This window comes from Nocardia sp. CA-120079 (assembly GCF_050955745.1).
Taxonomy (GTDB): Bacteria; Actinomycetota; Actinomycetes; order Mycobacteriales; family Mycobacteriaceae; genus Nocardia.
Map to the genome: position 1 here is coordinate 7,615,768 of NZ_CP192088.1, position 15,299 is coordinate 7,631,066.

At 65.7% G+C, this 15,299-nt stretch carries 14 protein-coding genes; 4 read left to right on the forward strand and 10 right to left on the reverse strand.

Annotated elements, in window-relative coordinates:
• Positions 1-9: 9 nt before the first annotated feature.
• The 6 genes from ACQPYR_RS34730 to ACQPYR_RS34755 form a co-directional block, all read right to left on the reverse strand.
• Positions 10-489, reverse strand: coding sequence for a YbaB/EbfC family nucleoid-associated protein (locus ACQPYR_RS34730; RefSeq protein WP_433623127.1), 480 nt, complete (start codon positions 487-489; stop codon positions 10-12).
• Positions 486-839 carry a hypothetical protein gene (locus ACQPYR_RS34735; RefSeq protein ID WP_433623129.1) on the reverse strand — a complete coding sequence of 118 codons (354 nt, stop codon included), beginning with the start codon at positions 837-839 and terminating at the stop codon, positions 486-488. The genes ACQPYR_RS34730 and ACQPYR_RS34735 overlap by 4 nt, the downstream gene beginning before the upstream one ends.
• A 42-nt stretch (positions 840-881) precedes the next feature.
• Positions 882-2,396 (reverse strand): hypothetical protein, encoded by a 1,515-nt coding sequence (locus tag ACQPYR_RS34740; protein ID WP_433623131.1) that lies wholly within the window; start codon positions 2,394-2,396, stop codon positions 882-884.
• Between the two features lie 472 nt (positions 2,397-2,868).
• A complete protein-coding gene (locus ACQPYR_RS34745; protein ID WP_433623133.1) occupies positions 2,869-3,711 on the reverse strand; it encodes a transglutaminase family protein in 843 nt (280 codons plus the stop codon).
• Positions 3,708-4,682 carry an alpha-E domain-containing protein gene (locus ACQPYR_RS34750; RefSeq protein ID WP_063046805.1) on the reverse strand — a complete coding sequence of 325 codons (975 nt, stop codon included), beginning with the start codon at positions 4,680-4,682 and terminating at the stop codon, positions 3,708-3,710. The genes ACQPYR_RS34745 and ACQPYR_RS34750 overlap by 4 nt, the downstream gene beginning before the upstream one ends.
• Positions 4,682-6,268 (reverse strand): circularly permuted type 2 ATP-grasp protein, encoded by a 1,587-nt coding sequence (locus tag ACQPYR_RS34755; RefSeq protein ID WP_433635320.1) that lies wholly within the window; start codon positions 6,266-6,268, stop codon positions 4,682-4,684. The genes ACQPYR_RS34750 and ACQPYR_RS34755 overlap by 1 nt, the downstream gene beginning before the upstream one ends.
• A 432-nt stretch (positions 6,269-6,700) precedes the next feature.
• Here ACQPYR_RS34755 and rpsT point away from each other — a divergent pair, with 432 nt between their 5' ends.
• A complete protein-coding gene (rpsT, locus tag ACQPYR_RS34760) occupies positions 6,701-6,961 on the forward strand; it encodes a 30S ribosomal protein S20 (protein ID WP_040687883.1) in 261 nt (86 codons plus the stop codon).
• Positions 6,962-7,322: 361 nt separating this feature from the next.
• Positions 7,323-7,568 (forward strand): hypothetical protein, encoded by a 246-nt coding sequence (locus tag ACQPYR_RS34765; protein WP_040687907.1) that lies wholly within the window; start codon positions 7,323-7,325, stop codon positions 7,566-7,568.
• Between the two features lie 49 nt (positions 7,569-7,617).
• On the opposite strand, the gene ACQPYR_RS34770 is transcribed toward ACQPYR_RS34765, so the two are convergent.
• Positions 7,618-8,472, reverse strand: coding sequence for a helix-turn-helix domain-containing protein (locus ACQPYR_RS34770; protein ID WP_433623135.1), 855 nt, complete (start codon positions 8,470-8,472; stop codon positions 7,618-7,620).
• A 180-nt stretch (positions 8,473-8,652) separates the two neighbouring features.
• Here ACQPYR_RS34770 and ACQPYR_RS34775 point away from each other — a divergent pair, with 180 nt between their 5' ends.
• Complete coding sequence (locus tag ACQPYR_RS34775) at positions 8,653-9,723, forward strand: aldo/keto reductase (protein ID WP_433623137.1); 1,071 nt, start codon at positions 8,653-8,655, stop codon at positions 9,721-9,723.
• Positions 9,724-10,074: 351 nt separating this feature from the next.
• Positions 10,075-10,182 carry a toxin-antitoxin system HicB family antitoxin gene (locus ACQPYR_RS34780; protein WP_433623139.1) on the forward strand — a complete coding sequence of 36 codons (108 nt, stop codon included), beginning with the start codon at positions 10,075-10,077 and terminating at the stop codon, positions 10,180-10,182.
• A 92-nt stretch (positions 10,183-10,274) separates the two neighbouring features.
• Here ACQPYR_RS34780 and holA read toward each other — a convergent pair whose 3' ends face one another.
• From holA to ACQPYR_RS34795, 3 genes are all read right to left on the reverse strand, one after another.
• The gene (holA, locus tag ACQPYR_RS34785) at positions 10,275-11,246 is read right to left on the reverse strand and encodes a DNA polymerase III subunit delta (RefSeq protein WP_433623141.1); all 972 of its coding nucleotides are present in this window, start codon (positions 11,244-11,246) and stop codon (positions 10,275-10,277) included.
• A gap of 236 nt (positions 11,247-11,482) precedes the next feature.
• On the reverse strand, positions 11,483-14,059 hold the full coding sequence (locus tag ACQPYR_RS34790; RefSeq protein WP_433623143.1) for a ComEC/Rec2 family competence protein: 2,577 nt from the start codon (positions 14,057-14,059) through the stop codon (positions 11,483-11,485).
• Positions 14,056-15,144, reverse strand: coding sequence for a helix-hairpin-helix domain-containing protein (locus ACQPYR_RS34795; protein ID WP_433623145.1), 1,089 nt, complete (start codon positions 15,142-15,144; stop codon positions 14,056-14,058). Before ACQPYR_RS34795 ends, ACQPYR_RS34790 begins: the two co-directional genes overlap by 4 nt.
• Positions 15,145-15,299: the final 155 nt, after the last annotated feature.

Here is a 15,299-nt window from a genome sequence, read left to right on the forward strand (position 1 = left end):
GGCCGATCCTTACCAGCTGGATTCGGTGACCTCCGGCCCGGCGCCGCGGGCACCCCGGCGCGCGGCGCCGGGCTGCTCACGTTCGACCGAGGCCCGTGGCGTGGTCGGCGCCGCGACGGGGGTGGGAAAACTGTTCAATTCATCCGAAATTCCGGGTAACAGATCGGAGAGTTTCGGCATTCCGACGTGACGTTCCCGCATCGGCGCGACCAATTCGTCGGTTTTGCGCTTCATCTCGGCGAATGCCTGCTGCGCCGCCGCGGTCACGGCCTCGGCGATCTGCTCCGGGGACAGCTCGACGATCTCGTCGTCCATCCGCGTTTCGATGACGACCCCGTCCGCGTTCACCACGACCGTAACCTGCTTGTCGGCGGCCGTTCCGGTACCGGTGAGCTGGGCGCGCTGTTCATACGCCTCGCGCAGTGATGCCATATTCGCCTGGACGGTCTGCATCATCTCCGCCAAGAGTTCCTCATCGGCGGCGCTCACGCTTTATAGCTCCTCATGATCTTGTCGATCTCTGTCTTGTTCTTGCCTTCCATCTTGTCGAGCAGCTTTGCACCGTCATCGAAATTGGTGGCGAAGTCGCCCTCCAAGATCTTCACGTAGGAGGCACCGACATCGTGAATGGCATCGCGCTGTGAGTCGTAGTCCCGCTTGAAATTCTCACCCGGCTCATGCGTCCCCTGCACGGGCCGCGCCTCGAGCGGATCGTTGGCCGCCTTCAAGTTGTTCATGATCGTGCGAATCTTGCCTGCGAGATCTGTCAAATCGCCTGACAGCTCACGCATGTTGGCGGCCTCGACCTTAAGCTTCTGCCCGTCGAAACTGCTACTCATGGCGTCCTCCGTTCACTCGCCCCCGGATACCGGACCGCGTCGTCACGCGGTCGCGCCCTGTCGCTCCTGGAAACGCTGTTCGAAACCCTTCACGAACGTGGTCGGAGCGACCGACGAGGACGAATGCTCCAGCACGCCGTCGTCCGCGATGTAGAAGATGGCGCGGCCGATCGCGATCTCACCGCGCGGTACCGGTACGTACACCATCCAGCCGCAACTGAATCGGTCGGCGGTCAGCTGATCCAGGGGGTATCCCGACGTGTCGAGACCGCGCCCCTCGATGTACGTGCGCACTCGGAAGATCGCCTCTTCCTCCGGCATCTGCTCGGGCAGCGACGCGACGACACCGGCCAGCGTCAGCTGGTACATCGCACCGTCGATATCGAAGCGGTCGTCGTCGAACAGGTTCTCCACGGTCTCCCGGGTGACCACACCGACTTCGGCGGCCGCGATCAAAGCCGCTGCGGCGGAACGCTGTTCAGCGCTCGGCGGCTGCGCGGCCAGTCCGGCGACGATGCCGACCGCGGTGTTCGCGGTCCACACGCCGGGCACCGCGGTCGCGCACTGCTCCGCGGACGGGGATTCGCCCCGATACCAGCGGCCACCTTCCCACCAGTAGACGAACGACATCAGCCCGGTCGCCGCGCGCGGATTCAACACCGGATTGGCAACCCATTCCGGCGCGCCCGCATAGAATTTCGGCATATCGACACCGTCGTTGTAGGCGGCATCCAAGTTCGCGGACTCCCACACACCACCGGAGAGCACCGCCCTGCCACCCGGCAGCGAGTACAGCGTGCTACCACCGCGGCGCGAGCTCTCGAACCATCCCATCGCCGGCAGGACCCTTGGGCCCCAGTCGGATCCGGCGGCCACGAATGCCGCGGAGACGACCGCCCACCGCGCCCACATCTCCGGGAAGTCGGGGAATTCGTTCTCCGCCAGCACCGGCCACACCTTCGCGGCCTTATCCGCGCGTGCGGCGGCGGCGGCGTCCTGCGGGGTTCTGGTCTGACGGTTGTCGTGACCGATATATGCCGCGAGCCACACCGGCAGGGTTTCGCGCGGATACTCCTCCAGATCGGCGCGATAGACCTCGGGATCGAACAGCTGCCCGTCCGGGAACGGCTCGTCGCCGAAGTCGTAGTCGACTTCGAACTCACCCTCAGCGCTCAACCGCACCAGCAGTCGCCACCACGGCTCACCGTCGAGCTCGGCGACCAGCGCCCGATGCGCGCGCACGCGCTCCAGCACCGGTGCGGCCGGTTCGGTCCGCATTGTCTGGCCGGCTCCGCTGTAGACGACCTCGGCAACCCCGGTCGTGGTAGTCAGCACGAAAACCGCGTCGAGCTGCTGCCATCCGGGCGGGCCGACCTCGCCCAGCGCGTCGGCGATCTCGCGGGCCAGTTGCCGATCCCGGCTCTCGGCGCCGGAATCCTCACTTGCCGCAGCGACGCCCTCGGGTTCGACTGTGCCGCCCGGAGACATACTGAACCCGACATCGGGGGTCTCGTCACTGTTGTCGGCCTCGCCCGGCTTCCCGTTCTTGTCGCTCACAGTCCGCTTCCACCGATCCTCATCGTGTGCATTCCTCCCCAAATCTTGGCATCTCCGACGCAGAATTCCCAGGAGGGGGAAGTCGGAAGATTCGGCGCGATCACGCTCCGCCGGAATGTATGCCCGTAGATACCCCCTGTGTCCGAAATCTTGTGCGCGCGACCAGCGAACCGCTATCACGAAAAAGACAGGCAACCCGACTCGGCTGCGGCGAAGATCGCAACAGGGTCGAACTGCCCGACTATCAGACTCGTCCTACCGAACGAGGCAGCAGTCGCCACCTGCCGGACGGCACCGGATCACCGCTGGACGTGAACACTGCCTCCGCCATGGATTGTGCCCGGCCTCGTCTCCCACCACCGCGGTGGCGGCGAACAGCGCGCCGCAGGCCGCGGCCGCGGGGGTTACCGTCACCCGGGACAACCGGCGGCGCATGCCGCGACCTACTCCGCCAGGGACCGGACAGCGGAGCCTAGGCAAGACGGGTTATCTCCACGACAACCTCCAGATCGGTCGAACCGCCGCCGGAGAAGATGCCTTTCAGCGGCGGCACATCCGCATAGTCGCGGCCGACGCCGACGGATATGTGCTGTTCGTTGATGGCGATATTGTTGGTCGGGTCGTAGCCCCACCAGGCACCGGTCCAGGCCTCGATCCAGGCGTGCGACTGTCCGGCGACCGTCGTATTGATCTCGGCGGCCGGATTGGGATGCAGATATCCGGAGACGTATCGGCTGGGAATCCCCATGCTGCGCAATAGAACCAGGGTCAGATGCGCGTAATCCTGGCATACGCCTTGACGTTCGGCGAAGGCCTGCAAGGCCGAGGTGTGCACCGAGGTGGTGCCCGCGATGTAATTCATTTCGCCGTGCACCCATTCGGCCGCGCGCACAACGGCTTTCGCGGGCGGAACACCGCGCGCGAGCTGTTTCGCGATCGCGGCCAGTTTCTTGTCCCGCGGCACATAGGCGGTGGGCGAGAGCATTTCGTCGAAACGGTCACCGATGTGATCGGAGTTCAACTCCTCCCAGGACAGCTCCTCGGCCGGACCGGCGAACGGTTCGGTCTCCACCACCGATGATCCGGTGACCTCCAATTCGGTATGCGGCGCGTACAGATCGAAGGAGGTGACCGCGGTGCCCCAGTAGTCGGTGTAGCGATAGGACCGGGTGGAGGGCACCGTCTCGACCCGATTCAGGATGACGTTCTGTCTGCTGTCCGCGCGCGGAGTGAGCCGAGCCTCGTTGAACGACCGGGTGACCGGGGCGTCGTAAACATAACCGGTGGTGTGCACCACCCTGATCCGCCAGCTCACAGCTCTCCCTCCACTTGCGCATGGTTATCGTGACTGCTGCGCAGATCGGTCCAGGCCACCCACGGCGCGGCGTGGAAGTACTGCAGTGCGATCGCCTCGCTGACCTCGCGACAGGTCTTCTGCAGCGAAAGCAGGCGATTCTGCAGATCCTCCAGCAGCGCACCCGGCGGCAGGAATTCGAGTTCGCTGCGGGCCCTGCCGAGCAGCCGCTGCGCCTCGTGTCGCGCGCCGACCCGGCTGCTGGGGCGCTGATCGAGTTCGGCGAGGCAGGCCTCGGCCACCCGCACCGAATGAAACACCGAACGCGGGAAAAGCCGGTCCAGCAGGATGAATTCGGCGACCAGATTGGCGTCGAGAGCGCCGCGATGGGTGCGCAGATAGGTGTCGTGCGCGCCCGCTGAGCGCAAAACCGTCACCCAGGCCGGTGACGAGGTGCGGTCGCCCGCGCGCGAAAGCAGCAGGCGCACAGTCATATCCACGCGTTCTATGGAGCGGCCGAGCAGCAGGAAGCGATAGCCGTCGTCGCGGCTGAGGGTGGAATCGGAGAGTCCGGCGAACATCGCCGCCCGATCCTTGATGTAGTGGAAGAATTCGTGCGGGCCGAGACCACGGGCGGCCTTCTCGGTGGCCGTGAGCCCGATATAGGTGGCATTCAGGCACTCCCACATCTCGCTGGAGGTGACTTCGCGTGCGCCCCTGGCATTTTCGCGAGCATTGGCAATCGAGTCGACAATGGAGTTGCCGTGGTCGTGGCTGAAGGCCACCAGGTCGGTGACCGACCAGACATCGAGTTCGACGTCGGGCGGTTCGATTCCCAACACCCGCAACAGGACTCGCGAGGTTCGGTCGGGATCCACCGTGGCGTCCTCGAGCAACTGATGCACCGCGACGTCGAGGATGCGCGCAGTGTCGTCTGCGCGTTCGACGTACCGTCCGATCCAGTAAAGGGATTCGGCGTTGCGGGCCAGCATCAGCGCGTCACCCCGCTCTGCTGCTGACCCGTACCTAGTCGCTGACTCTGTCGCATCGATCCCAGCCGCTGCTCCTGTTGTTGCTGCTGCTGTTGCTGATTCGACTGCGCTGCGGTCAATTCCCGGCCTAACTCACGCTGATCGGATTGTGGCGGGTCGCTCACCAACTCCTCGCCCGCGAGCTCACGGTCGGCGGGTGAGGCGCGCCCGGCCAGCACCCAGGTGTCCTTACTGCCGCCGCCCTGACTCGAATTGACGACCAGCGAACCCTCCGGCAATGCCACCCGCGTCAAACCGCCCGGCAGCACCCAGATGTCGTCGCCGTCATTGACCGCGAAGGGCCGCAGGTCGACATGGCGGGGCACCAGCTCGTTACCGATCTTGGTCGGCACGGTGGACAGCTGCACCACCGGCTGGGCGATCCAACCCCGCGGATCCGACTTGATCTTGCGCCGGACCGTATCCAATTCCCGTGGCGTCGCTACCGGACCGATGACGATGCCGTAGCCGCCGGACCCCTCGACCGGTTTGATCACCAGTTCGGCGATGCGATCCAGCACCTCCTCGCGCTCGTCGTCGAGCCAGCAGCGATAGGTATCGACATTGGGCAGCACCGGTTTCTCGGCGAGGTAGTACTCGATGATCGTCGGCACGTACGCGTAGGTCAGCTTGTCGTCGCCGACGCCGTTGCCGATCGCGCTGGAGATGACCACATTGCCCGCCCGCGCGGCATTCACCAGTCCGGCGACGCCGAGCACCGAATCGGGCCGGAAGTGCATGGGGTCGAGGAAGGTGTCATCGATGCGGCGATAGATCACGTCGACCTGGCGCTCCCCCGCCGTGGTCCGCATGTAGACGACATTGTCGCGGCAGAACAGGTCGCGCCCCTCGACCAGTTCTACCCCCATCTGCCTGGCCAGCAGCGAATGTTCGAAGTAGGCCGAGTTGTAGACGCCGGGCGTGAGCACGACGACCGTCGGATCGGCCTCGTTCGGCGCGGCCGAGGCGCGCAGCGCGGCCAGCAGATGCGTCGGATAGTCGCCGACCGCGCGCACCCGGTGCGAGGAGAACAGGTCCGGGAAGACCCGTGCCATGGTGCGCCGGTTCTCCATGACATAGGAAACCCCAGACGGTGAGCGCAGATTGTCCTCGAGCACCCGGAAGTCGCCGCGCTCGTCGCGGATGAGGTCGATACCCGCCACATGGATGCGCACCCCGTTGGGCGGCACCAGTCCGGCGGCCTCGCGGTGGAAGTGCTGACACGAGGTGACCAGCCGCTTCGGGATGACCTCGTCACGCAGGATGTTCTGTTCACCGTAGACATCGGCGAGGAACAGCTCCAGCGCCGTCACCCGCTGCTTGATCCCGCGCTCCAGCTTGGCCCATTCGGCGGCGGCGATCACCCGGGGCACCAGATCGAGCGGGAAGGGCCGCTCCTGTCCGGAAAGCGAGAAGGTGATGCCCTGATCGATGAAGGCGCGGTCGAGCGCGTCCGAGCGGGCCGCGAGATCGGCCACGTCGATCGGCGCGAGCGCCGAGAAGATTCCCCTATATGGCTGACGCACCCGGCCCTGTCCGTCGAACATCTCGTCGAAGGCGTCCGCGTACCGGCCGGGACGGTAGCCCGCGAATAGTCCGGATGTGGTTGCTCTGCCGTTGCCGTTCGCATGCCCGTTCGACCGGACACTGGTCGGCGCAGAAGGACGCGCCGAACGTGGCGGCGAGGCGGGAGTCATGCAAAAATCGTGCTACACGCAGCGTCGACGCCGTGTGAGACACAGGTAAATTTCTTGCATCACTCCGGGTTTACGCCCCCTTACAGCGGTCGGTAGCGTTGCCGGTCGAGCCGTTCGCGCGGTAGCGATTTCGCGTGCCGCGGCGGTGGTGATTTCGTGTGCGACGCGGCGGCTGGTACCCTCGATCTTCGGCGTCGCGTTACCTGATTACTCCGGTTTCCAACGCGCGCTCGCGAACTTTTCAGCACAGTCCACCAGCGACAGGAACACGAGGAAACAGGCGTGGCCAACATCAAGTCCCAGATGAAGCGGATCCGTACCAACGAGGCGGCGCGCCAGCGCAACCAGTCGGTCAAGTCCGAGCTGCGCACCGAGATCCGCAAGGTCCGCGAGGCCTTCGCGGCCGGCGACAAGGCGAAGGCCACCGATCTGGTTGTCAGTGCCAGCCGCAAGCTGGACAAGGCCGCCTCGAAGGGCGTCATCCACGCCAACCAGGCCGCCAACAAGAAGTCGGCTCTCGCGCTGGCGCTGAACAAGCTCTGATCGCACCGGTACCGCCCGCGGTACCACCCATACGTTGACGCAGCCGCTGTGGCCTCGATGACCACGGCGGCTTTTGTCGTCGCTGATCGACTATTGCGAGGATCACTTTTTCGGTCCGGCAGCCTGAATTCAGGTACTTCTTCAGCAATACTTCAGCAATCACTCGCTTCGGCGTCGATGCGGCCCCCTGGGCGTTGAGCGGCACCGTCCCGACAGATGCCAGGTCATCGAGACTGCCCTGGGCAAATCGGCAGGAAAGTGGCGTCCCCGCCAACATCCCCAGGTCATCCCCGCATCCCGTTCCTGAAGCCGAATTCTGATCGGGCACCACATGTCGGAGGTTCCCGCTACGATTCGGCGCATGGTTACCGTGTACGCCAATCAGACACCGGTTCGCTCCGAAGATCTGCCGGACATCATCCGCGCAGCTGAGGTCCTCGGCATCGGACTGAAGATCGAGAACGTCATGGTCCCCGATGAGGAAGGCGGCTACTCGCTGGAGTGGATCGTCACCAGGGACGAGGAAATTCCGGTCTACGAGGAGTGGGAGGGCCGGTACGAGGAGTCCGAAGAGGACATCGAACTGGTTCTCAGCTCGGTCGAATAGATCCCCGTGAATCCGCACCCGCACCGAGCGGGTGCGGATCTCTGAGTGCTCAATCCAGGGCGGCGTTCAAACGATCCAGCGCGGCCTGGGACTCCGCATCGGCCGCGCGATAGATGATGATGCGCTGGTCCGGATCCTGTAGCGGCATGAGCACTTCGAAATCGACCACCAGCGGCCCGACCTCCGGGTGGCGCAGCGGCTTCCTGCCGCGCCCCTGCACCCGGACGTCGTGTCTGGCCCACCCCTGCGCGAACTCCTCGCTGCGTGCGGTGAACTCGGCGACCAGATCGGCAAGTTCCTGATCATCCGGATGGGCCGCCCACGCGGCGCGCAGATCGGCGATGCCCTCGCGAATGATCCGATCCCGGTCGCAGTAGAAATCGCGCATCGCGGGATCCAATAGGCACAGCCACATGGAGTTGCGCTGCCGTGGCGGCAGGGCACCGAAGTCGACGACCAACCGCGCCATTTCCGGATTCCACGCCAGGATGTCGTAGCGGTGGTTGACCAGCATCGCGGGCAATGGCGACAGATCGTGCACCAGCAGCTCCAGCACGGGCGCGGCGACGGTGCTCGGTTTCCCGGCATTCGGCTGGCGCTGCTGGGCCAGATCGAAGAGGTAGGCGCGCTCGTCGGTATCGAGGCGCAGCGCGCGTGCGAGCGCCTCCAGGACGTCCGCGGATGGGCGCAGGCCGCGCCCCTGTTCCAGCCGCACGATGTAGTCGGTGCTCACGCCCGCGAGCTCGGCGACTTCCTCACGGCGCAAACCAGGGGTGCGCCGAGCCTGTTTGCGCGGGGGCAGCCCCAAGTCTCCGGGATTCAATCGCTCGCGCCGAGCGCGCAGAAAGGCCGCGAGTGCTTGTGCCCAATTCGCGGAGCTTCCTGGCCCGCCGTGGTCACGCAAGCTACCGCCTCCGGGCCTGAGCTCGCTCCGCTGTGTCGCATTCACCGTGCTCGTCATCGCCCTCGATCTTACGGCTGACTAGGACTGGCCTTCCCAGGAAAGACCTTCCCTTACCCACACTCTCGCGCCGTTCCAGACTCGATGACACCGGAAACAAAGTACGAACGACAGGAGCACGACATGTCCGGAGCCCGCACCCTCGATACCTACCGGTTGCTCGGCCGCTCGGGTCTTCGGGTGTCTCCGCTGTGCCTCGGGACCATGACGTTCGGCGCCGATTGGGGTTGGGGCGCCGATAAGGACGAGGCCCGCAAGATCTTCGACACCTACGTCGAGCGCGGTGGCAACTTCATCGATACCGCGAGCCAGTACACCAACGGCACCTCCGAGCAGTTGCTCGGCGAGTTCAGCGCCGCGAACCGCGAAAGTCTGGTGCTGGCAACGAAATACACGATGCTGCGGCGGCCGACCGATCCCAACTCCGGCGGCAATCACCGCAAGAGCATGGTCGGTTCGGTGGAGGCCAGCCTGCGTCGGCTGAACACCGACTACATCGACCTGCTGTACCTGCACGCCTGGGACTTTTTGACCCCGGTCGAGGAGATCCTGCGCGCGATGGACGATCTGGTCCGCGCCGGGAAGGTGCTCTATGTCGGCATCTCCGACGCACCGGCCTGGCAGGTCGCACGCATGCAGACCATCGCCGACCTGCGCGGCTGGTCCCCACTGATCGCGCTGCAGATCGAGTACAGCCTGATCGAGCGGACCGTCGAACGCGATCTCATTCCGATGGCGCAAGAACTCGGCCTCGGCGTGGTGCCTTGGTCGCCGCTGGCCAGCGGGGTGCTCACCGGCAAGTACAGCCGCGCCGATTTGGCACACGACACCGACAGCTCACCGGAGGGCACCCGCAAGAACGTGGCGGCCGCCAACGGGTCGCTCACCGAACGCGGCCTGGTGATCGCCGACGTGGTGAAAGATGTTGCGGCACAACTGGGTAAGACGCCGTCACAGGTAGCGCTCGCCTGGACACTGCAGAATCCGGGCGTCACGGCGCCGATCATCGGTGCACGAACGGCCGCGCAGTTGGAGGACAACCTCGGAGCGCTCGAGGTCGAATTCGACACCGCGCAGCTGGACCGGCTGCAGCAGGCCAGTGCGATCGAGTTGGGTTTCCCCCACGACATGCTCGCCCGCCCGATGACCCGCGGCGTGACCTTCGGCGACCTGAAAATCGAAGGCCGCAACTGAGTTTCGCCTCATGTGGTGGGTGCGAGTGCTGCTCGCACCCACCACATCGGTACGTCGGTGACCTATCAACAAGATTTCGCTGAACTCGAGCCAATGCGATATCACGGGTAATATCACTGGGCGCCTTCGGTCGAGAAGTCGCTCCAGAAGATGGCGGAAAGTCCGACCAACATCCGTTACGACGAGCTACACAAGGTGTGCTGCGAGCACGCCGCGCCAGGAAGGCACCAGCCATGCGGTGTTCGAAACACCGCGGGCGGGCGATCCACGGGTGAATATCCAGCGAGGAGACGGCGGTAAAGCCAAGACCGATCAGGTCGAACAGGTGCTTGCGGCGATCGTCACTTCGCATTGCGCATGTCGCCTGCGCTGCATCGACGACTGGCTATGGAGGCGGCCGAGCACGGTGTGAGCATCAATAAATGGGTAAATGAGAAGTTGGCGACGACCGAGCGGTAAATTCCGGATCCCGTCGACCCGGAGCGGACAAACATCGCCGTCAGTCTGTGCTCAGCGGCTATCCGCTGCGGAAATGTTGTCGCGGGGCCGTGTCAGGTTGCGGAGTGCAGGTCCAGGATCTGCGTCAGTGCGTGTTCCAAGGCGTAGTTGGCGTCGGCGGCACCGCCCTTGACGTCGGCATTCAGCGCGGCGACGACTTGCAGGGCCGTACCGATGCTGGCCTGGTTCCAGCCCCGCGCTTGGGCTTGGGCCTTCTTCACCTTCCAGGGCGGCATGCCCAATTGCTGGGCCAGCTTGAACGGGTCGCCGCGGCCCGCGGATCCGACGCGGGCAATGGTGTGGACGGAGTCGGCGAGAGCATCGGCGAGCAGTACATGCGGTACGCCGCGGTCATTGGCCCAGCGCAATGCCTCCATGGCACCGGGGCGATCGCCGGCCACCGCGAGTTCCGCGACATCGAAACCGGAGACCTCGGCCTTGCCGGAGTAGTAGCGGCGCACCGCCGCGATATCGATCTTGCCGCCGGTATCGGCGGCCAATTGCGAACAGGCCGCGGACAATTCCCGCAGATCCGAGCCGACCGCCTCCAGCATCACCTGCACGACCTCGCCCGAAACCCGCACCCCGGCATTGCGGAATTCCCCGCGCACGAACTCGACCCGCTCGGCCGCCTTCGTCAACTTGGCGCAGTCATGTACCTGTGCACCCGACTTCTGCAGCGCAGGGGCCAGCGCCTTGGCTCGGCCGCCCCCGGAGTGCAGCACCACGAGCACCACACCTTCGGGCGGATCCGCGGCGGCGTCGGTGATCACCGCGACCGCCTCCTTACCCGCCTCCGCCGCCGACTCGAGCACGATCACCCGGTCCTCGGCGAACAGTGAAGGGCTCAACAACTCCGCTAGCTCCGCGGTGCTGGCATCCCCGGCCCGCAGTCGATCAACGGGTACCGCGTCGGGGTCCGGCGCATTGGCCCGCACCTGCGCCGCAATCCCCGCGATGGCCCGTTCGACCAACAGCTCTTCATCGCCGAGCACCAGGTGCACTGCCGCAGTCCGTTCGCTCACGCGAGCATCCTACGGTCCGTCACCGACACGTCCTCACACCTCACAGGCACCTCCGATTTGCCACCGTAGGTATTCGAACTCGGATCCCTGTCGTCCGGCTGTCCCTTCTTCATCCACAACCAGACGCTGCAGTCGGCAGATAACTGTCCCGACTTCGTCCGGACACGGGGTCCAACCAAGACCTGCGCTCGGAAGCTGCCCCGAGTCGATCAGCTTTGTCCAGATCGGCGCGCGGACTATCGGGACGGCGATCTGGCTCGTCGAGACGTCAGGGTTCGCAGCTGACGACCCTCACCTAGGACCACGACGTGGCCTTGTTGATCAGTCCGGGCAACAGTGACGCCCAGCTCGGCCAGATCCGCGAGCACACCGGGGTTCGGATGGCCGAAGGTGTTGTCGGCGCCGACACTGATCAAGGCGAGTCGAGGATGGACGGCGGCGATGAATTCCTTGGTGGTCGTTCGGGATCCATGGTGTGGCACCTTCAGAACGTCGGCCTGAAGGGGAGCACCCGAGTGGAGCAGTCGTTGTTGCGCCGGCGCCTCGATATCGCCGGTGAGCAGAACTCGGCCCGCGGCAGTGGTGGCGGCGATGACAATCGAGCGGTCGTTGGCGTCTTCGGTGCTCGGTGGGCCGGTCGGGCGGTGCGCGAGTGGGGCCGGGGCCAGTACGTTCAGTTCGACAGCGCCGAAACGCAATACCTGTCCCGAAGACAGCTCCAGCACGGGGATGTGGGCCTGTGCTGCGAGACTGGCGACTTGCTCCGGACCGGTGACCGATGCGCCCCGATCTCGCGAGGAACGCGGTCCGTTGGACGTGGCTGTCGACTCGCCTGAATCCGCCTCGGATCCGATCGAATTCGATATTCGCACCGCGCTGGTGCTTGCGGATTCGACGTCGACCGTTGTTCCGGACAGCTCGCCAGGCCCGACACCCAGGGCGTCGACCGTCCGGCCTTGTAAGGCGCCGGCCAGACCAGCGATGTGGTCGGCGTGTGGATGCGTCAGTACGAGAAGCGAGATCCGGTTGATGCGCAAGCGATTCAGACAGGTCCGCATGATGCGCGGGTCCGGACCGACATCGATGACAACCGCCGTGTGATTACCGACAGACAATGCGAGTCCGTCACCCTGTCCGACATCACAGACAGCCAACACCCAGCCAGCGGGTGGCCAGCCCGGATGCCATACCCGCACCGGAATCAACACGACCGCGACACCGAGCAGAACGGCGGCGGCAAGGCGACGCATGATCGCCGACCGCAATGCCAGCACAACGAGAACTACTGCCGCACAGGCGATTGCCCCGCCGGTGAGCCCACCGCGCACGGAGATCTCCGCGCCAGGCACATTCGCCGCGTGTTCGGCGACGAACAGCAGCCACCACAGTGGCGGTTGCGCGCAACGCAGTATCAGTTCGGCTAGCGGGGGCCAGGCCGCGGCGAGCGCGGCGCCGACAGCCCCGAGCACCGTGATCGGTGCGATTACCGGCTCGACCAGGATATTCGCGAGGATCGCAACTAAACTGAGCCGTCCGGTCAGCGCGACCACCAGCGGTGTCGTCACCACAAACGCGGCGGCCGATACCGCGACGATCTCGGCCGGCACCCGCCACCAGCCGCGGGCGCGCAACCAGTCCGCCCAACTCGGCGCCAAGAGGATCAGTCCGGCGGTCGCCAGTACCGACAGTCCGAATCCCGCGCGCACCGCCAGTTCCGGCCACAGCGCGAGCAGACCGATGACCGCCGTGCAGAGCGCGGGCAATGCCTGCTTGCGGCGTCCGGTTATCAAGGCGAGCAAGGTAATCGCCCCCATTGCCCCAGCCCGCAGCACACTCGGATCCGGACGTGCCACCACAATGAACATCAGCAGCGCCGCCGCCGCGACCGCCGCACCGACGCGCGGGCCCAGGGTGAGTAGCCGCACCGCACCGAGTACAACCGCCAACAAGATCGTGAAATTGGCCCCGCTGACCACGCATATATGCTCCAGCCCAGCGATTTCGAACTCCTCGCGGACTTCGCCGGACAGCGCGGACGTGTCGCCCACCACCAGCGCGGGCAGCAGCCCGGCCTGTTGTTCGGGCAGTACGCGTGCGGCCGACGCGAGGTCGGTGCGCACTGCTGCGGCTATCCGTTGCCACCAGGGCAACGCGCCGACCACCACCGGCGGTCCCTGGGCGCGCAGCGTGGCGACAGTGAGATCGCGGTGCCACGGGAGCTCCGGCTTGGCCCGAAACTCCACCGCCCGTCCGGGCAGCAGCTCGCCCCAATCCGCACCGGATCCGAGAACCACCACGGTGCCACCCGCCCGTACCGTCGAACCGCCCTGGCGGTAGTCGCGCAAGTGTGCCCGCACCGTCCACCGTTGCTCACCCCCAAATGCGCTGGACCGCACCGGTTTCGGATCATCGACGGGTGTGACGACCACACGCACCGAAGCCGCTGTGTTCCGCAACGGATGCGTCGCCACCCGATGCTCGCGCCACGCCCCGGCCACCGCGAACCCGGCACCGAGCAGCAGCGCGGCAAGTGTCGCAACGGCGACTACCCGCCACCGCTCGCTGGGATGGGCCACTGCGCGCAACAGCGCCACCCAGAGCCCGATCGCGAGCAGTACCAGCACCGACGCCAGCACCAGACCGGCCACCCATCCCACCGTCAGTGCGACAATCGTTGCACCCCAACAACTCAGCGCCGCAGGCAGCAACCGTGCGTCGAGCACCGGTACCGCCTCCATCGACGGCTCGCCATCCTCGGCAGCCCGGCGATCGATATCGCCCTGTCCGTCCGACACACCCTCGAATGCGGTCATACCGTCACCAGATCGCGCAGACGGGCGAGGCGGGCCGGGCCGATGCCGTCGACCTCGCCGAGTTGGGCGACATCGGTGAATCGTCCATTCGTGGTGCGCCAGGTGACGATGGCGCGGGCGGTGACCGGCCCGATGCCGGGGAGGGCATCCAGTTCGGCTTCGGTTGCGGTATTGAGGTCGACTTTGCTCGATGGACGTTGTGCCGCAGCGGAATTCGAAGTGGTGCCGCCTGGCAGCCGCCCGCCTGCACTGATCGTGGCGCTGCCGAGTTGCGGCCCCGCATTCGGAGCACTTGGACCAACGAGAACCTGGTCGCCGTCCTGGAGACGCTGTGCGAGATTGAGTCCGCTCAGATCCGCGCCGTCCTTGGCACCACCAGCGGCGTTGAGTGCGTCGGCGACCCGTGCCCCGGGGGGCAATCGAACCAGGCCGCCGCGATGCACGAGGCCGACCACACTGATCACTAATTCCGTTGTGGGACTGGTGGTTACCGGAACGACGGACGGTCCAGCTCCGGATGATGCCGCCATGCTGGCGCCGGGCAACCCAGCCGGTACCGTGCCGGCGCTGATGCGCACCGCCGACGGCAGCGGCACCGTCTGCGCGACCGGCCGCTCACGCAACACCACGACGGCAGCGACGACCACCGCCGCCAGTCCGACCGCGACGAGCGTCACCAGTCCCCGCCACCCCGGATCCAGTCGAGTTCCCCGAAATCGTTCCGGCACAAGCCGATCCCGCCAAGCCGAGCGCCGCTGTGGCACATCCAGCCAACTCGGTGCCCGCACCTCGCCGACCCCGTCGTCATCATCCTCGAGGTCGGACCCGGCCGCCTCGGTATACGAAACCTCGGGATCGGACTCCACCGCCTCGGATAACTCCTCGTCATCCCAGCGCCCACCGCGAACCGGCGGCTTGCTTCGCCCCGATCGCTTCCCGGACCTCGACGAGCGCGGCGAACTTCGACACGGCTCGGCGTCGGTACGCGCCGGACTTCCGGCGCCGATCGTTCGGCTGGCACCGACTCGCTCGGTCAACACGCTCAGTCGTCGGCGAATCCGTTCGCGTTCGTCATGTCGGGACATGGCGGCGACGCTAGTCCGGCCACAAGGTCGGGAATGAGTGCCGACCAGGCGAAATAAAAAGTCTGTTGATAACTCCGAGCCTGTGGATAACTTCGCCCGAGAAGGCGCGAAATTCCTTGTTCCGCAAGCACGTTCACTACTCTGATCGTTCCGAC